General features: G+C 38.7%; 19 protein-coding genes and 4 tRNA genes. 21 read left to right on the top strand and 2 right to left on the bottom strand.

The window, feature by feature from the left end; translation table 11 throughout:
* Positions 1 to 97: 97 nt before the first annotated feature.
* From AQPE_RS16130 to AQPE_RS16145, 4 genes are all read left to right on the top strand, one after another.
* Positions 98 to 1135: an AIR synthase-related protein gene (locus tag AQPE_RS16130; protein WP_318347533.1), complete on the top strand. Its 1038-nt coding sequence runs from the start codon at positions 98 to 100 to the stop codon at positions 1133 to 1135.
* A gap of 126 nt (positions 1136 to 1261) precedes the next feature.
* On the top strand, positions 1262 to 1984 hold the full coding sequence (gene ubiE / locus AQPE_RS16135; RefSeq protein WP_318347534.1) for a bifunctional demethylmenaquinone methyltransferase/2-methoxy-6-polyprenyl-1,4-benzoquinol methylase UbiE: 723 nt from the start codon (positions 1262 to 1264) through the stop codon (positions 1982 to 1984).
* A gap of 93 nt (positions 1985 to 2077) precedes the next feature.
* Entirely contained in the window at positions 2078 to 2809 is a 732-nt protein-coding gene (porT, locus tag AQPE_RS16140) for a type IX secretion/gliding motility protein PorT/SprT (RefSeq protein WP_318347535.1), read from the top strand.
* A 113-nt stretch (positions 2810 to 2922) separates the two neighbouring features.
* The gene (locus AQPE_RS16145; RefSeq protein ID WP_318347536.1) at positions 2923 to 4488 is read left to right on the top strand and encodes an NAD(P)/FAD-dependent oxidoreductase; all 1566 of its coding nucleotides are present in this window, start codon (positions 2923 to 2925) and stop codon (positions 4486 to 4488) included.
* A 144-nt stretch (positions 4489 to 4632) separates the two neighbouring features.
* On the opposite strand, the gene AQPE_RS16150 is transcribed toward AQPE_RS16145, so the two are convergent.
* Positions 4633 to 5394, bottom strand: coding sequence for a TrmH family RNA methyltransferase (locus AQPE_RS16150; protein WP_318347537.1), 762 nt, complete (start codon positions 5392 to 5394; stop codon positions 4633 to 4635).
* A gap of 93 nt (positions 5395 to 5487) precedes the next feature.
* Here AQPE_RS16150 and tamL point away from each other — a divergent pair, with 93 nt between their 5' ends.
* Positions 5488 to 7833: a translocation and assembly module lipoprotein TamL gene (gene tamL, locus AQPE_RS16155; protein WP_318347538.1), complete on the top strand. Its 2346-nt coding sequence runs from the start codon at positions 5488 to 5490 to the stop codon at positions 7831 to 7833.
* Between the two features lie 158 nt (positions 7834 to 7991).
* Here the strand turns inward: tamL and AQPE_RS16160 are convergent, their stop codons facing one another.
* Positions 7992 to 8987 (bottom strand): class II fructose-bisphosphate aldolase, encoded by a 996-nt coding sequence (locus AQPE_RS16160; protein ID WP_318347539.1) that lies wholly within the window; start codon positions 8985 to 8987, stop codon positions 7992 to 7994.
* A 347-nt stretch (positions 8988 to 9334) separates the two neighbouring features.
* Here AQPE_RS16160 and fbaA point away from each other — a divergent pair, with 347 nt between their 5' ends.
* The 16 genes from fbaA (at position 9335) to rplL (ending at position 18012) form a co-directional block, all read left to right on the top strand.
* Entirely contained in the window at positions 9335 to 10411 is a 1077-nt protein-coding gene (gene fbaA, locus AQPE_RS16165) for a class II fructose-bisphosphate aldolase (protein ID WP_318347540.1), read from the top strand.
* 95 nt (positions 10412 to 10506) lie between these two features.
* Positions 10507 to 11589, top strand: a complete 1083-nt coding sequence (locus AQPE_RS16170) for a helix-hairpin-helix domain-containing protein (protein WP_318347541.1) — start codon at positions 10507 to 10509, stop codon at positions 11587 to 11589.
* A 147-nt stretch (positions 11590 to 11736) separates the two neighbouring features.
* Positions 11737 to 11928 (top strand): 30S ribosomal protein S21, encoded by a 192-nt coding sequence (gene rpsU, locus AQPE_RS16175; RefSeq protein WP_318347542.1) that lies wholly within the window; start codon positions 11737 to 11739, stop codon positions 11926 to 11928.
* Positions 11929 to 11972: 44 nt separating this feature from the next.
* Positions 11973 to 12857, top strand: coding sequence for a tyrosine-type recombinase/integrase (locus AQPE_RS16180; protein ID WP_318347543.1), 885 nt, complete (start codon positions 11973 to 11975; stop codon positions 12855 to 12857).
* Positions 12858 to 12875: 18 nt separating this feature from the next.
* Positions 12876 to 13178 (top strand): ribosome hibernation-promoting factor, HPF/YfiA family, encoded by a 303-nt coding sequence (gene hpf, locus AQPE_RS16185; RefSeq protein WP_318347544.1) that lies wholly within the window; start codon positions 12876 to 12878, stop codon positions 13176 to 13178.
* Positions 13179 to 13338: 160 nt separating this feature from the next.
* Positions 13339 to 13412: transfer RNA gene (locus AQPE_RS16190), tRNA-Thr, on the top strand.
* Between the two features lie 25 nt (positions 13413 to 13437).
* Positions 13438 to 13520, top strand: a tRNA-Tyr gene (locus AQPE_RS16195).
* Between the two features lie 82 nt (positions 13521 to 13602).
* Positions 13603 to 13675: transfer RNA gene (locus AQPE_RS16200), tRNA-Gly, on the top strand.
* A gap of 15 nt (positions 13676 to 13690) precedes the next feature.
* Positions 13691 to 13762 (top strand) — tRNA-Thr (locus AQPE_RS16205).
* A gap of 41 nt (positions 13763 to 13803) precedes the next feature.
* Complete coding sequence (gene tuf / locus AQPE_RS16210; protein ID WP_318347545.1) at positions 13804 to 14991, top strand: elongation factor Tu; 1188 nt, start codon at positions 13804 to 13806, stop codon at positions 14989 to 14991.
* Between the two features lie 144 nt (positions 14992 to 15135).
* Positions 15136 to 15327, top strand: a complete 192-nt coding sequence (gene secE, locus AQPE_RS16215) for a preprotein translocase subunit SecE (protein ID WP_318347546.1) — start codon at positions 15136 to 15138, stop codon at positions 15325 to 15327.
* Positions 15328 to 15345: 18 nt separating this feature from the next.
* The gene (nusG, locus tag AQPE_RS16220; RefSeq protein WP_318347547.1) at positions 15346 to 15894 is read left to right on the top strand and encodes a transcription termination/antitermination protein NusG; all 549 of its coding nucleotides are present in this window, start codon (positions 15346 to 15348) and stop codon (positions 15892 to 15894) included.
* A gap of 22 nt (positions 15895 to 15916) precedes the next feature.
* Positions 15917 to 16357 carry a 50S ribosomal protein L11 gene (rplK, locus tag AQPE_RS16225; protein WP_318347548.1) on the top strand — a complete coding sequence of 147 codons (441 nt, stop codon included), beginning with the start codon at positions 15917 to 15919 and terminating at the stop codon, positions 16355 to 16357.
* Positions 16358 to 16371: 14 nt separating this feature from the next.
* Positions 16372 to 17070: a 50S ribosomal protein L1 gene (rplA, locus tag AQPE_RS16230; protein ID WP_318347549.1), complete on the top strand. Its 699-nt coding sequence runs from the start codon at positions 16372 to 16374 to the stop codon at positions 17068 to 17070.
* 10 nt (positions 17071 to 17080) lie between these two features.
* Positions 17081 to 17599, top strand: coding sequence for a 50S ribosomal protein L10 (gene rplJ, locus AQPE_RS16235; protein ID WP_318347550.1), 519 nt, complete (start codon positions 17081 to 17083; stop codon positions 17597 to 17599).
* 38 nt (positions 17600 to 17637) lie between these two features.
* A complete protein-coding gene (gene rplL / locus AQPE_RS16240) occupies positions 17638 to 18012 on the top strand; it encodes a 50S ribosomal protein L7/L12 (RefSeq protein WP_404800986.1) in 375 nt (124 codons plus the stop codon).
* The last annotated feature ends 38 nt before the right edge of the window (positions 18013 to 18050 follow it).

Here is an 18050-nt window from a genome sequence, read left to right on the forward strand (position 1 = left end):
TTTTAATGAGGCCTAAAATTAAAAATTCTGCAAAACTTATGGAATAACAAACTACTTAATTATTTTTGTTTCTGCATTTAAAGCTAAAAGAAACATCATGATCGAACAAAATAACGAAACTCAGGAATTTGCAATCGACCAATTGCCGGAGGAACAAGACATTCAGGATATTGTATTTAACCTGATGGTTGATCCAAATCTTGCGCCGATTAACTATTTCAATGATTTTACCGAAGAAGCAATTGATGTTTCCTCCATGTCAAACGATGAAAATGACGAAACAGGTATATTTTGTTCTGAAAATGGACAAATGATGGCAATTTCAACTCATGCGTTGCACCATCATCTCGATGCCGATCCACAACAGGCAACTGAAATTCTTATTGCACGGGCAGTGCGGAAAATGATCTGTTTTGGAGCGATTCCTGAAGCCATAAGTTCATTTTTGTATCACATCAACATTGGCGATCCAAACGGGCAGTTTATTGCTGCGGGAGCAAAAAAAGGTCTTGAAAATGCGTGTAAGAAATTTGGCATTAAGCTCACCGACCGAAAAATTAGGTTTGATTATTTCTCGGCTCACGGTCCGGTATATCCTACGATTATCATTTCAATCATGGCTTCAATTCCTGATAAGGATAAGCTGGTAACTCATAGTTTCAAGAATAAGGGCAATAATTTATTCATGATTGGTAAGTCATACGATGATGTAAATTCGTCTGAATACCTGGAGTTTTACCATGAAATTTCAGATTCATCGCTTCCGGCTTTTGATCTGGATACTGAAGTGAAACTTCATGATATTATGAAAATGCTTATTGAGGCAGGTTATATAACTTCGGCAAACCCTGTAAGTAAAGGTGGTTTGTTTTTCACTCTTTTAAGGGCTGGAATGCCTTCTGAACTAGGATTTGATATAACAACAGATGCCGAAGTCCGCAGAGATGCTTTTCTTTTTGGCGAAGCGATGGGCCGCATTGTTGTCGGAGTTGATCCAAAGAAAGTTGATGAGTTCGTCGATTTTATGTGTAGCCTGAAAGTCCCATTCTTTGCATTGGGTCATGTTACCAAAGGTGAAATCAGAATTGACGATGAGTCGTTTGGGTATATCGATAAAATGATTCCGGCAAATTAAAAGAGGGTTATAACTTTAAGATAATGGCTGAATCGAGTTTCGTGTTGCGAGTTACGTTTTTACCAGAAATATGAACCGCAACCCGTAACCTGAATCACGCAACATTTTTACGAATACTTTCCACACATGCAAGTAACTCCTTATAAGGATTCCGATTACCAAAAGAAACAGCAGGTAGAGCAAATGTTTGATAATATTGCTCCGAAGTACGATTTCTTAAATCATTTTCTATCGCTTGGCATTGATAAGCTTTGGCGAAAAAAAGCGATCCGTATTCTTTCTGCTTACAAATCAGATGTTTTGCTTGATGTTGCTACTGGCACCGGCGATTTTGCCGTTGCTGCATCAAAACTAAAGCCTTCAAAAATAATTGGATTCGATCTTTCGGAACAGATGCTGAATGTTGGTCGGACAAAGGTGAAACGTTTGGGCCTCGATAAGGTCATTGAATTCCAAAAAGGCGATTCAGAAGCAATGCCTTTTCATGATGAGCAATTTGATGCAATAACAGTCGCGTTTGGCGTTCGGAACTTTGAGAATCTTGAAAATGGATTGAAGGAATTTGTCCGGGTTTTAAAGGCCGAAGGAGTGGTGATTATCCTCGAATTCTCGAAGCCAAAGTATTTCCCGATGAAACAATTGTATTCTTTTTATTTCTTCGGGATATTGCCATTAATCGGAAGGATGGTTTCAAAAGATAGTTCGGCATACTCTTATTTGCCTGAATCGGTAATGGCTTTCCCCGATGATCAGAAGTTTTTGTCGATATTGCAAAAGGTTGGTTTTTCACGAACAAGCCAGAAAAGGCTTAGTTTTGGGATTGCTACCATATACATAGCCCAAAAGTAAAACACCGAACAATAATTTAGTAATTTTGTGGTTTCTTTGAATGATAGATAACCGTTTCCTTGTGAAGAAATTTTTCTATATCCTGATTTTTTATTGGCTGGATTAACATCAACAGCACAGAGGCTCTTATTAAAGAACCTGACAACCTTTGATGATAAACGGATACATTTCGGTTTTACCTTGGGTGTCAATACAATTGATTTTGGTTTTACGCATTATAACTTCGTTTCTGATAATCCAAAGTTTTTGTTGTCTACTAATGACATTGATACTCAGTATAAAACTAACAATACTAAAGTACGGGCCGATATATCAACTTTAACACCCGGCTTTACAGTTGGAATTGTTACCAATCTTCGGTTAACTGAGAGTTTTGATCTTCGGTTTTTGCCCGGCATGTCGTTTGGTGAACGGAAATTAGTCTATAATATTCCAATTATAGATATTTCTGGTGAGACAACGAATCCATCTTCTTATTCCATTAAATCAACTTTTCTTGACTTTCCGTTGTTGTTGAAGTACAAATCAAGAAAGATGAATAATCAAAGGCCATATTTAGTTGCAGGTGGAGCTTATCGGATCGATATTTCAAAAAGTGGAACCGAAGACCTGGTAAGGTTGAAACCTCTAAGTTCGTATCTTGAGGCCGGTGTAGGATGGGATACCTATTTGCAGTTTTTCAGGCTTTCAACCGAGTTAAAGTTTAGCTTTGGATTGAATAATGTCCTGGATACCGGTCCAAAGGAAACACAGGCTCAGGTATATACCAATGCCTTTTCAAAGTTATCATCCAATATCTTCACGCTTAGTTTTCATTTCGAATAGCTTTGAAATGAGCATGACTCGCAATTTTGATCTTGATGATAATACAATATCACGCGAATTCCCTGTCTGCCGATAGGCAGGCATGTGACAATTAAAAAACAGATTATTATCACATGAAACAGGAAATCAATATCTCAGTTTCGCCAAAACAGGCTTCTTCCGAAGAGTTTTACAAACCCATTTTAGCCGAAAAACTTCATGTTGACGAAAATCGGATTCAACTGATCAATGTCAAACGGCGGTCGATTGATGCACGTCAACGCGTGATTCGCATCAATTTGAGCGCCGATGTGTATCTGGATGAACTTCCGGTAGAAGAAAAAATCGAATTTAAATACGACCTTGTTGATCAGAAACCATCGGTGATCATTGTTGGCGCTGGTCCTGCCGGACTTTTTGCCGCTTTGCGCCTGATTGAACTAGGGTTTAAGCCACTTATTTTCGAACGTGGAAAGAATGTCAGCGACCGTAAACGCGACATCGCCAAAATTCACCGCGAACATTTGGTCGATCCCGATTCGAATTATGGTTTTGGAGAGGGTGGGGCAGGAACATTTTCGGATGGTAAACTATATAGCAGGTCCAAGAAACGTGGCAATATCAGGCGTGTTCTTGAAATATTTTACGCCAATGGCGCCCTTCCCGAGATTCTGATTGATGCACATCCTCACATCGGTACCAATATGTTGCCCGGAATAATCACCAGTATCAGGAACAAGATTATGGAGGCCGGAGGTGAAATTTATTTCAACAGCCGTGTGGCCGATCTAATTATTGAAAATGACAGATGTACGGGCATTATGCTTGCCGATTCGACAATAGTTGAAGCTGAAGCTGTTATTCTCGCTACCGGACATTCGGCTCGCGAAATCTACGAAATGCTTTACGAAAAGGGCATTTCCATTGAGGCAAAATCCTTCGCTGTTGGAGTCCGGGCCGAACATCCGCAAACATTGATTGACACCATTCAATACAATCAGCCTGTTCGCGGACCTTATTTGCCACCGGCAACCTATTCGTTTGTTGAACAGGTTGATGGGCGAGGAGTCTATTCGTTTTGCATGTGTCCAGGTGGAATAATGGTGCCAGCAGCAACAGCGCCTGGCGAAATGGTTATTAATGGCATGTCGCCAACGCAACGGAATACACGGTTTGCCAATTCCGGAATGGTTGTGGAAATCAGGCCTGAAGATTTGAACGAATTCAGGCATTTAGGCGTATTTGCTGGTCTGGAGTTTCAGCGTAATATTGAACGTTTGTGCTTTTCGCTGAATGGAAAAACACAGTTTGCGCCCGCTCAACGAATGGCTGATTTTGTTGCCGACCGCTTTTCTCAGGATTTGCCTGAAACTTCGTACCATCCAGGATTGGTATCGGTACCATTACACGATAAATTACCGAAACGGATACGGACACGGCTTCAGGAAGCATTTAAACTGATTGATAAAAAAGCTCATGGTTATTTAACCAACGAAGCGATTATTGTCGGAGTTGAGTCGCGTACATCCTCGCCAATCCGGATTCCACGGAAAGAAGACACTTTTGAACATGTTAAAATCGCTGGGCTTTATCCTTGTGGCGAAGGTGCCGGATATGCCGGTGGTATTGTTTCATCAGCGATGGATGGCGAACGCTGCGCCGAAGCTTTTGCCGAAAACTATAAATTGGCTTCGAAATAAACAATTACAAATCAGTTCTTTTTCTTCCACTTGAAATCGCTGTTGTGTTGCGCGTTTCGCGTTGTGAGTTGCGTGTTCTCGGAACTTAAAACCCGCAACCCGTAACAGTTTTTCTGCAAGCTGCGACTGAATACTGAATACTTTCTATCTTCTCCTGAATTCAGAACAACAAATTGATGCTGCAATGGCAACATTCAGCGATTCTGCTTTATTTGGATTCGTCGAGAATGTCGGTATTGCAATTCTTCGATTAACTAATCTGGAAATAGAATCAGATATCCCATTGCCTTCATTTCCTAAAATAACGATTCCATTTCGGGTAAGCGATTCGGTGTAAATGTTATTTCCATCCATAAATGTTCCGTAAACCGGGATTTGGCTTTTTGAAGCTTTCGACAGAAAGCTTTCGAGGTTAATATATCCTGTTTTTATCCTGAAAATGGCTCCCATACTAGCCTGAACAACTTTTGGATTAAATACATCAACCGTATTTTCAGAACAAATCACTGTGGTAATACCAAACCAATCGGCAATCCGGAGAATGGTGCCTAAATTTCCCGGATCCTGAATAAAATCAAGCGCCAGACAAAGTTCTGCGTTTAAATTCAGTTCCGGAGTCTCGATTTCTGGTTGAATTATAATCGCTAATGCCTCCTGTGGGTTTTGAAGTAAGCTGGCTTTTTGAAGCGAATCTTTGTCGGTTTCAATAATCTCTTTTGCTTTTAATCGTATTTCAGGATGTTGATCAGCAAACTGAGACGTGCACACCAAAGTCTCAATTTGGTATTCCGAACGAAGCGCTTCCTCGACCATTTTGTTTCCTTCAACTAAAAAAAGTCCGGATTCATCCCTGTCTTTCTTGCGATTTAACGACTGGATTAGTTTAATTTTGTTCTTGCTCAACATATTTTTCGGTTCTTCGTTCTAAAATGTAAAAATAAAAGGTCTGGAAGACTTGTGAACCGAAAGCTCTGTTTATTTTTGTAAAAACATCGAATCATGCCGTTTTTTCTTCAGACCAAATTTTATCAACTTCAGAAACTCAGTTTCATGGCTTGCATCATTCTGCTTGCTTCATGCAACTCGACCCGGTTTGTGCCTGAAGGTAAATATTTGCTCAACCGGATTTCGGTCAGGTCTGATAATAAAAATCTGAAGCTTGAAGAGTTGAAAATTCACGTCAGGCAAAAAGAAAATCTCCGTATTCTGGGAGTATTGAAATTCCATTTGGCTGTTTATAATTTGTCGTCTGGCACAAAGGAGAACGACTGGCTTAAGAGTGTTGGAGAAGCGCCTGTGTTGTATGATGAGTTTCAGACACAGAAGAGCAAAGATCAGTTACAAATTTTTCTGAAGAACAAAGGTTATTACAACGCGGTGGTGAAGGATTCTTTGGTGATCAATCAGGCAAAGAAAAAGCTTAATCTGATCTTCGATATCAAATCGGGGAAACCATACAGGATTCGCAATTACACCTATTTCATCAAAGATAAGTCGTTGCAGGGTGTTTTGCTGAAGGATTCAGTCAGCCAATTGCTCAAACCAAACGATGTTTTTGATCTGGATGTTCTGAATGCCGAACGGCAGCGCATAGCAACCTATTTGAAAAACAGAGGCTATTACAAGTTTTCTGAAGAGTTTGTAAGTTTTCAGGCCGACACTAATTTCTACAGCCATCAGGTTGATTTAACCGTTAATGTTGATGATGCTCTTTTGTATAACGACGAAGCCGAAGTTGTTGCGCACCAAAAATATAAAATCAGGAATTACCTGATCTATCCCGGGTTTAAGACCGCTGATTTGAATGGTGAGCAACAAGAACAAAAGTTAGATACTTTAACTGAAAGGGATTACCGTTTTGTTTACTCCGGAAAACTAAAATACCGTCCAATTTTGTTCTATAATGTGAACCGTATGAAAGACAGCGCCTGGTACTGTTTGCAGAATGCCGAAAAAACCTATCGGGCCCTGAACCGCTTAAAGCAATTCAAGCTGATCAATATTAGTTTTAATGAGACGGATCCATTGCCAGGCGATTCTATACCTCTTCTCGATTGTAAAATGCAGCTTTCACCGCTTCCAAGCCAAAACTTCTCGGTTGATGTTGAAGGCACAAATTCATCGGGTAACCTCGGAGTGGCGGGGAATCTAAATTATCAGCAACGAAATGTTTTTGGTGGGGCTGAGGTACTCGATATTCAATTGAGAGGGGCCAGAGAACGGCAACAAGCCTTAAAAGATAATAACAGGTTCAATTTTAACACTCAGGAATTGGGTTTTGAAACGAGTTTAACCATTCCTAAATTTATCAGCTTTATCAATGGGAATCGAAGGTTTTCATTTCAAATTCCTGAAACAAGGTTCTCAGCCGGGTACAATTATCAAAAACGTCCCGATTATACCCGAACGATTACAAACCTGAAGTTTGGATACATTTGGAAGACTTCCGAATTTGTGTTTCATACCTTGAATGTGCTTGATTTGAATTACGTCAACCTTTCTAAGTTCAATGAGGCTTTCATTAATTCGATCAGGGATTTGTACATCAAAAGCAGTTTTACCGACCACCTGATTTCTGCGTCGAATTACAGTTGGATGTACAACACTCAAAATGTGAATAAAAGAGAGGATTATAAGTATTTCAAGATAAATATCGAGTCTGCCGGAAGCATTCTGTCGCTCTACTCCCGGTTGGTAAACAAAACCAAAATCGTTGAGACTGATTCAATAACCGGAATCAGAAGCTCCTATTACGAAGTCCTGAATACCCGTTTTGCGCAATATCTGAAAGGTGATTTTGAATACCGATACGGACACATGATCAATAAATTGAGTTCAGTAGTTGGTCGTGCTTTTTTCGGAATCGGCGTCCCGTTTGGCAATTTTAATGTTTTGCCATTTGAAAAAAAATACTTTACCGGTGGTGCAAATGGTATCCGAGCCTGGCAGGTTCGTTCGCTTGGGCCGGGTTCATACAAAGCTCCTACTGATATCTATCCAAATCAGTCGTCAGATGTTAAGCTTGAGGCAAATCTGGAATATCGCTTTAAGATGTTTTGGCGGATGGAAGGTGCTTTTTTTATGGATGCCGGCAACATTTGGGCGATTAACTACAAGGATAATCGGGAAGGATCTGTATTCAAAGTGGATACGTTTTATAAACAAATTGCAGTTGGCTCTGGTTTTGGTGTGCGGTTCGATTTTACTTACTTCCTTTTCCGTCTCGATTTAGGTGTAAAAATGCGCGACCCATCGCTGGCCGAAGGCAAACGGTTTATTCCGGGAAATTATCAACTTTCAAGCGACCAGTTTAACCTTTCATTTGCCATTGGTTATCCGTTCTAGTTTCGTGTCAACGTCCTATTGATGGAACGTCATGCTGAACTTGTTTCAGCATCCCATGATATATGAGACCCTGAAACACGTTCAGGGTGACCTGTCGGGATGAAAAAATAAAAAAGGCAGCCTCACGACTGCCTTTTTGTATGATTAAACCGATTGAATTAAGCTTTGCCAGCCGAACCCAATACGTTTTCATTTTTGTGCTTGTATAGCTCTTTCAAAGCATCGCGAGCTGGTCCCAAATATTTACGTGGATCAAATTCGCCTGGTTTTTCAACAAATACTTTGCGGATAGCAGCTGTCATTGCCAAACGTCCGTCAGAGTCGATATTAATTTTGCAAACAGCCGATTTTGCAGCTTTCCGAAGTTGCTCTTCAGGAATACCAACTGAATCTTTCAAGGCTCCACCGAATTTGTTGATGGTGTCAACATCTTCCTGCGGAACAGAAGAAGATCCGTGTAATACGATTGGGAATCCAGGCAGTTTTGCTTCAATTTCTTCCAGAATATCGAAACGGAGAGGTGGCGGAACCAAAACGCCATTGGCATTGCGGGTGCATTGTTCAGGAGTGAATTTATTTGCTCCGTGCGAAGTTCCGATAGAGATAGCCAGTGAATCGCAACCAGTTTTAGTTACGAATTCAATTACTTCTTCAGGTTTGGTATAGTGCGATTTTTCAGCAACAACATCATCTTCAACACCAGCTAAAACGCCAAGTTCGCCTTCAACAGTCACGCCGTGAGCATGAGCGTATTCAACCACTTTTTTAGTCAAAGCAATGTTATCTTCGAAAGAGTGGTGCGAACCATCAATCATTACTGAAGAGAAGCCGCTGTCGATACAGTCTTTGCAAAGTTCGAAAGTGTCGCCGTGGTCAAGGTGCAACGCGATTGGAATTTCGCAGCCCAATTCTTTGGCAAATTCAACAGCGCCTTTTGCCATGTTGCGAAGTAAGTTGGCGTTTGCATATTTGCGGGCTCCGGATGATACCTGGAGAATTACTGGTGATTTCGACTCAACACAAGCCTGAACAATTGCTTGAAGTTGTTCCAGATTATTGAAGTTGTATGCAGGAACTGCGTATCCGCCTTCAACTGCTTTTGCAAACATCTCTTTGGTGTTCACAAGTCCTAAGTCTTTATAGCTAGTACTCATTTAGTGATTTATTAATTGATTAACGATTGTGATTTTTGGGTTTTTTAAAAGCAACGCAATAGTAGATATTTATCATTAAAAATCAGTCTGTGTGGTCAGATTGTTGATCTGTTTTAAAAAATACTTAACACTGAAAATAGCTACAATAAACCTTACCTAATCCATCTGTTGAAACTCAATACAAACTAAGTTTTTGCTTGCTGAATATTAATTTTCAATCCCAGAAATTCAGATAGTTGCCCTATATTTTTATTTTCAGGTTGAACAATACTATCTTTGATTAGTTATATTTTGGCTGATAAAGAATTTCAAAATAAACGGAATATTATATTTAAAAAATTATTACAATGACAAAGATTTCAGAAGTTGTAAAACGCGGAGTAGTTTCCGGTGAAGACTTACAGAAAGTGTTCAAAATTGCTAAAGCTGAACATTTTGCACTACCTGCCGTGAATGTGGTGGGTTCCGATTCGGTAAACGCCGTACTGGAAGCTGCAAAGTTGGTGAATTCACCGATAATCATTCAGTTTTCGAATGGTGGTGCACAGTTTTATGCTGGTAAAGGATTGAAACTTGATGGTCAGGCAGCGCCAGTTGCCGGGGCAATTGTTGGTGCAAAATCGGTTCATATACTTGCTGAATTGTATGGTGTACATGTAGTTTTGCATACCGACCATGCTGCTAAAAAATTATTGCCATGGATTGATGGTCTGTTAGATGCCGGCGAAAAACATTTCGCAACCTACGGAAAACCATTGTTTAGTTCTCATATGCTTGATTTATCAGAAGAACCACTTCTGGAAAATATCGATATTTGCAAAAAATATTTGGCTCGTATGAGTAAAATCGGAATGACTCTCGAAATTGAATTGGGTTGTACCGGTGGCGAGGAAGATGGTGTTGACAATACAGGTATGGATAATTCATTGCTTTACACACAGCCTGCCGACGTTAACTATGCTTACGAAGAATTGAGCAAAATCAGTCCAAACTTTACCATTGCCGCTTCGTTTGGGAATGTTCATGGTGTGTATAAACCAGGTAACGTTAAACTTACTCCTAAAATTCTTGATAACTCGCAGAAATTCATTTCAGAGAAACATGGTTTAGGCGAAAAACCAATTGACTTTGTTTTTCACGGTGGTTCCGGTTCAACACTTGAAGAGATTCGTGAGGCAATCTCGTATGGCGTTGTGAAAATGAATATCGATACCGATACCCAATGGGCTACCTGGGATGGAGTTCGCAAATACGAGGCTCAAAACAGAGCCTATTTGCAAGGTCAGATCGGAAATCCGGACGGAGAAGACAAACCGAACAAAAAATATTACGATCCACGCGTTTGGTTACGTAAAGGTCAGGAAACGATGATCGAAAGATTAAAAGTTGCCTGCAACGATTTGAATAATATCGACAGAAGCTAATTGCTTCCATTATAAAATAGTTTGACCCGGAAGATTCTTCCGGGTTTTTTATTTTCAAAAAAATGAAGTAAATTAGGGTAACTCAATCTACCCTCATGAACTTCAGACAGATTATTCAGGATTATTTTACCTTTAGCCGAAACGAGCGCAAAGGAATTGTCGTTCTTTTAATCCTGATCTTTTTGTTAGCTGTGGCCAACAAAGTCATCTTTTATTTTGAAAAGCCTGCTAAAATTGATATTGCTTTAATGGATTCTGCTCGTCATGAATTGGGGCAAGTTATCGATTCTATTAATCAGCAAGAAACGTCGCAAAAGCTTTTTCTTTTCAATCCAAATACGATTGATTCTCTTGGTCTTGACAGTTTAGATATACCGACATCAGTAAAATTGAATTTGTTGAAATTTCGGAATAGTGGTGGAAAGTTTTATACCAATGCTGATTTCAGGAAAATATATGGAATGACAGAACAGTTATTTAATAAGGTGTCACCTTTTCTTTTGCTTGAAAATAAATCGACCTCACAGAAGGTCGGAATTTCAACTCCTGATTATTTCCCGTTCGATCCTAATAAAGCTACCGATGATGAATTTTTTCGGTTAGGTTTATCTGATAAACAGGTTGCAACAATCCGAAAGTATTTGGATAAAGGAGGTGTCTTTCGAAGTAAGGAAGACTTTTTTAAGATTCGGGTGATCAGTTCAAATCAGAAGAACAACTTGGCTGATTGGATTGTCATTACAGGCCTTCAGAAAGTAATACCAGAAAAGAATCTTGCCACAAAAACAACCGCTATTGAAATTAACTCTACTGATTCCATTCAGCTTAAACAAATGCCTGGTATTGGTAGCGTTTTATCAAAACGCATTGTGAAGTATCGCGATTTATTGGGCGGATTTTATTCGATTAGCCAACTGAAGGAAGTTTATGGTTTAACAGAACAGACAATTTCACTGTTTGAGAGTAAAATAACTGTTGATATTTCAAAGATTAAAAAGCTTGATGTTAATTTTGCTGATTTGAACGAGCTTTCACGACATCCTTACCTGAAAAAGGATTTGGCAAGTAAGATTGTAAAGTATAGAACGAAACATGGAAGTTTTCGGGATTTGACAATTCTTCGCGATAGTATGATCTTAAACATAGACGAATACAACAGAATTAAACCATATTTTTAGAACAAAATAAACCGTCCTGCGTTCTTATTTTCAGAACAGTTGGTCGATCAAAACTATTAAAAATTAAATTTTTTGGTATAAATTTGATTAGTAATGTTTAATTCATAAATTTGCGGCTCAAATTTTAACTAGAAAAAATATAATTCCATGATCGTTATTCCAGTAAAAGAAGGCGAAAATATCGAAAGAGCGCTTAAGAGATTTAAAAGAAAGTTTGAAAAAACAGGTGTTGTAAAAGAGTTACGTGAAAGACAGGCGTTTTCAAAACCTTCGATTGTTAGAAGGACTGAGATTAAAAAGGCCATCTATATTGAGAATTTACAGCGTCAGGACGACTAGAGATTTCTGGAAGATTCCTGCATTATGATGAAAATTATTTACTAATGTCCCATCAGGAATCATTTATTAATTACCTGAAATACGAAAAAAGGTATTCGCATTTAACTGCTATAGCCTATAAAAAAGACCTCGATCAGTTTGAAGAGTTTTTTGTCAAAACGATCGGGGATTTTAATGTTGAAGGAATAAATGATAAGGTAGCCCGAATGTGGGTTGTTGAACTGATGGATAACGGGATTTCATCCCGTACTGTAAATAAGAAGATATCAGCGCTGAAATCTTTTTATAAATACTTATTGAGGTTCGAGGTAGTTAAGGAGAACAATTTGGTTAATGTGATTGTACCCAAAATTCGGAAAAAATTACCTCAGTTTGTAGAAGAAAAAAGTTTGGATCATTTGCTCGATGATGGTTTTTTCGGAACCGATTTTGAAGCACTTCGTGACAAACTAATTTTAAGTCTTTTGTATGGTACCGGAGTTCGATTGTCTGAATTGATGCATTTAAAAGATGCGGATATTTATACAGCCGAATTTCTGATTAAAGTGTTAGGTAAGCGAAATAAAGAACGAATTATTCCTTATCCACGAAGCTTAAATCTGTTGATAGAGCAATACAAGTCTGAACGTACCCAGTTATTTGGTAGTCCTGCACCATGTCTTTTGTTGACATCTAAAGGGAAACCCGTATATGAGAAACTGATTTATCGGGTTGTTTGTAAAAATCTAGCTATGGTAACTACAATAGATCAAAAAAGTCCGCATGTGCTCCGACATACTTTTGCCACTCATTTACTCAATCGGGGAGCCGATTTAAATGCGGTAAAGGAATTACTCGGTCACTCTAATCTTTCTGCTACGCAAATATACACTCATACCTCGCTCGAAAAGATTCAAAGAGTTTACAGACAAGCACACCCACGATCATAAATTTTAGGAGGATAAATTATGAATATTCAGTTAACAACTGTACACTTTACGGCCGATCAGAAATTGATTGATTTTGTAAACAAAAAAGTGCCAAAACTTGATACTTATTTTGAAGGTATTATTGGTGCTGAAGTAATATTGAAGGTTGAGAAGCCTGAAACAGCGAATAACAAGATTGCAGAAATTAAGCTTTCAATTCCTGGAGCTGATTATCTTTTTGCTGAAAAACAAGCTGATTCATTTGAAGAAGCTATTGATTTGGCCATCGAAGCTGTTCGCAAACAATTAACCAAATTCAAAGACAAGCTAAAGGACAAATAAATTGAAAAATTTATTCCGTTCTTGTGAATTCCAATAAAATATTTATACATTTGCAAACCTTTTTTGGACAAGTTTCTTAATTAAGAAATCTTCATAAAAGAAAGCCCTGTAGACAGGATTTTAATTGTTTATAGGGTCTTTGACATGATGTGTAAATTTCGCCGAATTAGCTCAGTTGGCCAGAGCACGTGATTTGTAATCTCGGGGTCCACAGTTCGAATCTGTGATTCGGCTCATCGAAATAAGTTCTGATAATATTGGGGAGATACCAAAGTGGCCAACTGGGTCTGACTGTAACTCAGATGACGTACGTCTTCGTAGGTTCGAATCCTGCTCTCCCCACAAACAGAATGTTGGAATGGTAGAATGGCGAATTTCAGAATAATTCTGACATTCAAATTTCGAAATTCTAATCTTCGAAATTGCGGGAGTAGCTCAGTCGATAGAGCATTAGCCTTCCAAGCTAAGGGTCGCGAGTTTGAATCTCGTCTCCCGCTCAAAATAGAAAGATTGCTGATGTAGCTCAGGGGTAGAGCGCTTCCTTGGTAAGGAAGAGGTCGCGAGTTCAATTCTCGCCCTCAGCTCTGATGAAAGTTTAAAAGAAAATTTATAAAAATTACAAGTTATGGCTAAAGCAAAATTTAACAGGGACAAAGACCATGTCAATATTGGTACAATTGGCCACGTTGACCATGGCAAAACTACTTTAACTGCCGCTATTACTACAGTATTGGCAAAAAAAGGGTGGTGCGAGGTAAAATCATTTGAGTCAATCGACAGTGCACCTGAAGAAAAAGAACGCGGTATTACAATCAACACTGCACACGTAGAGTACGAAACAGCTACTCGTCACTATGCACACGTTGACTGTCCTGGTCACGCCGACTATGTGAAAAACATGGTTACTGGTGCTGCTCAGATGGACGGTGCTATCATTGTAGTTGCTGCTACTGATGGTCCTATGCCTCAGACTCGTGAACACATCCTTTTGGCTCGTCAGGTAAACGTACCAAAATTGGTTGTTTTCATGAACAAAGTAGATATGGTAGATGATCCCGAAATTCTTGAACTTGTTGAAATGGAAGTTCGCGAATTGTTAAGCTTCTATGGATTCGATGGAGATAATTCACCTGTTATCATGGGTTCTGCTCTTGGTGCATTGAATGGTGAACCAGAATGGGAAGAAAAAGTTGTTGAACTGATGGATGCCGTTGATGCTTGGATTCCACTTCCTCCACGTGATGTTGATAAACCATTCCTGATGCCAGTTGAAGACGTATTCTCGATCACTGGTCGTGGTACTGTTGCAACAGGTCGTATCGAAACTGGTGTTGTTCACACAGGTGATGAGCTTCAGTTAATCGGTTTAGGTGCTGAAGGTCGTAAGACTGTATGTACTGGAGTTGAAATGTTCCGTAAGATTCTTGATGATGGACAAGCTGGTGATAACGTAGGTTTGTTATTGCGTGGTGTTGACAAAAAGGAAATCAAACGTGGACAGATTCTTGCAAAACCAGGTTCAATTACTCCTCATACAACTTTCAAAGCTGAGGTTTACATCCTGAAAAAAGAAGAAGGTGGACGTCACACTCCATTCCACAACAGATATCGTCCACAGTTCTATTTACGTACTCTTGATGTAACAGGTGAAATTCACTTGCCAGAAGGACGTGAAATGGTAATGCCTGGTGATAACGTATCAATTGAAGTAGAATTGATCTATCCTGTAGCTCTTAACATTGGTCTTCGTTTCGCTATTCGCGAAGGTGGACGTACTGTAGGTGCTGGTCAGGTTACCGAAATTACGAAATAATTTTCAACCATATTATTCTGATAAAAAGTCCCGGACTTTATGCCCGGGACTTTTTACGGATGTAACTCGGTCGGGAGTTTTGTGTTTTTAGTTTGAGTAGTAAGTTCGAATCTTACCATCCGTACAAATTTATTATCTTATAAAATGAAACTTAAAATTTACTTTGAAGAGGCTTATAACGAGCTTGTTCATAAAGTTTCCTGGCCTACTTGGAAAGAATTACAAAATAGTGCTTTCATTGTAATGGTTGCTTCCTTTATTATAGCACTAATAGTTTTCGTAATGGATTTCTCTTTTGAAAACATTATGAGCTTTGTGTACAAATTATTTTATTAATTCCATTTGGAGTACAACATGAGCGAAAACGTAAAAAAATGGTATGTTCTTCGGGCAATTGGAGGAAAAGAAAAGAAAGTCAAAGAATATATTGAAAACGAGATTGCAAATGCTGGTCTCCAGGAGTTTGTTTCACAGGTTTTAATTCCTACAGAAAAAGTATATCAAATACGCAACGGTAAAAAAATCAGCAAAGAGAGAAATTTCTTTCCTGGTTATGTACTTATTGAAGCATGTTTGGTAGGGGAGATTCCACATATTTTGAAAAATATCCCCAATGTTATTGGCTTCCTGGGTGATACAAAAAGTGGGGAACCAGTTCCTATGCGCCAGTCAGAAGTTTACCGGATTTTAGGACGGGTAGATGAAATGGCTGAATCAAGCGAAGAGATGAACATCCCATTTGTAGTCGGAGAAACTGTGAAAGTGATTGACGGGCCATTCAATGGCTTCAACGGAATCATTGAAAAAATCAATGAGGAAAAGAAGAAGCTTGAAGTAATGGTCAAAATTTTTGGACGAAAAACTCCTTTGGAGCTTAGCTTCATGCAAGTAGAAAAGGAGTAATAAATCATTTATCGATTTTATTATGGCTAAAGAAATTGCTGGATTCATTAAATTGCAAGTTAAGGGGGGTGCTGCTAACCCTTCACCTCCGATAGGCCCAGCATTAGGTTCTAAAGGGGTAAATATCATGCAGTTTTGTAAACAGTTTAACGGTAGAACACAAGACCTTGCAGGTAAGGTGTTACCAGTTGTTATTACTGTTTATGCTGATAAATCGTTTGATTTTGTAATTAAACAACCCCCAGTGGCTGTGCAACTAATTGAAGCTGCAAAAGTGAAGAAGGGTTCTTCAGAACCACATGTAAACAAAGTTGGTTCTGTTAACTGGGAACAAGTAAAGGCGATTGCTGAAATCAAAATGGAAGACCTTAACTGTTTCACACTTGATGCGGCTATTAGCATGGTAGCTGGTACTGCCAGAAGTATGGGTATCACCGTTGAAGGCGAACGCCCAACAAACTAATTAAAATTATTAAAATGGGCAGAATTACAAAGAATAAAAAGCTTGCTCTGGAAAAACTCGAAAAGGGGAAAATCTATACTCTTAAAGAAGGTACAACACTGGTAAAGGAAATAACTTTTACAAAGTTTGATGCTTCTGTAGATATTGATGTCCGTCTTGGAGTTGATCCTAGGAAAGCTAATCAAATGGTTAGAGGCGTTGTTACTTTACCTCATGGAACTGGTAAAGAAGTGCGCGTTTTGGCCCTGGTTACTCCTGACAAAGAGCAGGAGGCCAAAGATGCTGGAGCTGATTATGTAGGTCTCGACGACTTTGTTGAAAAAATTAAAGGCGGTTGGACTGACGTAGATGTGATTATTACTATGCCACCTGTTATGGGAAAAGTTGGAGCTCTTGGACGTATTTTAGGTCCTCGTGGTTTGATGCCAAACCCTAAAAGTGGTACAGTTACAATGGAAATAGGAAAAGCTGTTGCGGAAGTAAAAGCTGGTAAGATTGACTTTAAAGTTGATAAATTTGGTATTGTTCATACTTCAATTGGCAAAGTTTCATTTGCTCCTGAGAAGTTAGTTGAAAACGCTACTGAATTTGTAAATACTTTGATAAAATTGAAGCCATCTGCAGCAAAAGGAACTTACGTTAAAAGTATCTTCCTGTCGAGTACTATGAGTCCTGGTATACAAGTTGAACCAAAGTCTGTCTCTGAAAAGTAAACTTATTGATATGAAAAGATCAGAAAAATACGAAATCATCAGTAGTCTTACGGAGCAGATTAATTTATCAACTCATTTTTATTTGACTGACATTGAAGGTCTGAATGCTGATAAAACCAGTAATTTAAGACGTTTGTGTAATAAACAGCAAGTGGAATTGGTTGTTGTGAAGAATACCCTCTTGCGTAAAGCGTTGGAAGCATCAAACAAAAATGCTGAAGAACTTTATGATGTACTAAAAGGTAATACATCGGTTATGTTTTGCGAGAATGCTAATACTCCTGCAAAACTGATAAAAGACTTCAAAAAGAAAAACAAGATGCCTATTTTAAAAGGTGCCTATGTTCAGGAGTCTGTATATGTTGGCGAAAACCAATTGGATGTATTAGTTTCTATTAAGTCTAAAAATGAACTTCTTGGTGAAGTTATCGGATTACTGCAATCTCCAATTAAAAATGTATTGGGTGGCTTGCAATCAGGTGGCAATATCATTCATGGAGTGTTGAAGACATTGGGAGAAAGAGAATAAAGTTAGTTATAAAATTATATTAAAAAATTATTATCGAAATGGCAGATTTAAAAAAGCTTGCGGAAGAGTTAGTTAACTTAACTGTAAAAGAAGTAAATGAATTAGCCGGAATTTTAAAGTCGGAATACGGTATTGAACCTGCTGCTGCTGCTGTTGCTGTTGCTGCTGCTGGCCCTGCTGAAGAAGCAGAAGAAAAAGTTCAAACTGAATTCGATGTTATTCTGAAAGCTGCTGGTCAATCAAAATTGGCAGTTGTAAAATTGGTTAAGGAATTAACAGGTCTTGGTTTGAAAGAGGCTAAAGAAGTAGTTGATGGTGCTCCAAAAGCAATCAAAGAAAAAGTTTCTAAAGACGAGGCTGAATCATTAAAAAGTCAATTAGAAGAAGCTGGAGCTGAAGTTGAACTTAAATAAAAGTCTTACGACCTTATTTATAGGTTGATATGGTTTAG

The sequence above is a fragment of the Aquipluma nitroreducens genome (assembly GCF_009689585.1).
GTDB classification, from domain to species: domain Bacteria; phylum Bacteroidota; class Bacteroidia; order Bacteroidales; family Prolixibacteraceae; genus Aquipluma; species Aquipluma nitroreducens.

What these genes read in the sequence shown, in the direction of transcription:
- AQPE_RS16160 (WP_318347539.1), bottom strand. Translation starts at nt 8,987, where the DNA reads ATGAGTACTAGCTATAAAGACTTAGGACTTGTGAACACCAAAGAGATG.
- hpf (WP_318347544.1), top strand. Translation starts at nt 12,876, where the DNA reads ATGAATATTCAGTTAACAACTGTACACTTTACGGCCGATCAGAAATTG.
- AQPE_RS16150 (WP_318347537.1), bottom strand. Translation starts at nt 5,394, where the DNA reads ATGTTGAGCAAGAACAAAATTAAACTAATCCAGTCGTTAAATCGCAAG.
- secE (WP_318347546.1), top strand. Translation starts at nt 15,136, where the DNA reads ATGAAACTTAAAATTTACTTTGAAGAGGCTTATAACGAGCTTGTTCAT.
- AQPE_RS16145 (WP_318347536.1), top strand. Translation starts at nt 2,923, where the DNA reads ATGAAACAGGAAATCAATATCTCAGTTTCGCCAAAACAGGCTTCTTCC.
- tamL (WP_318347538.1), top strand. Translation starts at nt 5,488, where the DNA reads ATGCCGTTTTTTCTTCAGACCAAATTTTATCAACTTCAGAAACTCAGT.
- rplJ (WP_318347550.1), top strand. Translation starts at nt 17,081, where the DNA reads ATGAAAAGATCAGAAAAATACGAAATCATCAGTAGTCTTACGGAGCAG.
- AQPE_RS16180 (WP_318347543.1), top strand. Translation starts at nt 11,973, where the DNA reads ATGTCCCATCAGGAATCATTTATTAATTACCTGAAATACGAAAAAAGG.
- nusG (WP_318347547.1), top strand. Translation starts at nt 15,346, where the DNA reads ATGAGCGAAAACGTAAAAAAATGGTATGTTCTTCGGGCAATTGGAGGA.
- AQPE_RS16170 (WP_318347541.1), top strand. Translation starts at nt 10,507, where the DNA reads ATGAACTTCAGACAGATTATTCAGGATTATTTTACCTTTAGCCGAAAC.
- fbaA (WP_318347540.1), top strand. Translation starts at nt 9,335, where the DNA reads ATGACAAAGATTTCAGAAGTTGTAAAACGCGGAGTAGTTTCCGGTGAA.
- AQPE_RS16130 (WP_318347533.1), top strand. Translation starts at nt 98, where the DNA reads ATGATCGAACAAAATAACGAAACTCAGGAATTTGCAATCGACCAATTG.
- ubiE (WP_318347534.1), top strand. Translation starts at nt 1,262, where the DNA reads ATGCAAGTAACTCCTTATAAGGATTCCGATTACCAAAAGAAACAGCAG.
- rplK (WP_318347548.1), top strand. Translation starts at nt 15,917, where the DNA reads ATGGCTAAAGAAATTGCTGGATTCATTAAATTGCAAGTTAAGGGGGGT.
- rplL (WP_404800986.1), top strand. Translation starts at nt 17,638, where the DNA reads ATGGCAGATTTAAAAAAGCTTGCGGAAGAGTTAGTTAACTTAACTGTA.
- rpsU (WP_318347542.1), top strand. Translation starts at nt 11,737, where the DNA reads ATGATCGTTATTCCAGTAAAAGAAGGCGAAAATATCGAAAGAGCGCTT.
- rplA (WP_318347549.1), top strand. Translation starts at nt 16,372, where the DNA reads ATGGGCAGAATTACAAAGAATAAAAAGCTTGCTCTGGAAAAACTCGAA.
- tuf (WP_318347545.1), top strand. Translation starts at nt 13,804, where the DNA reads ATGGCTAAAGCAAAATTTAACAGGGACAAAGACCATGTCAATATTGGT.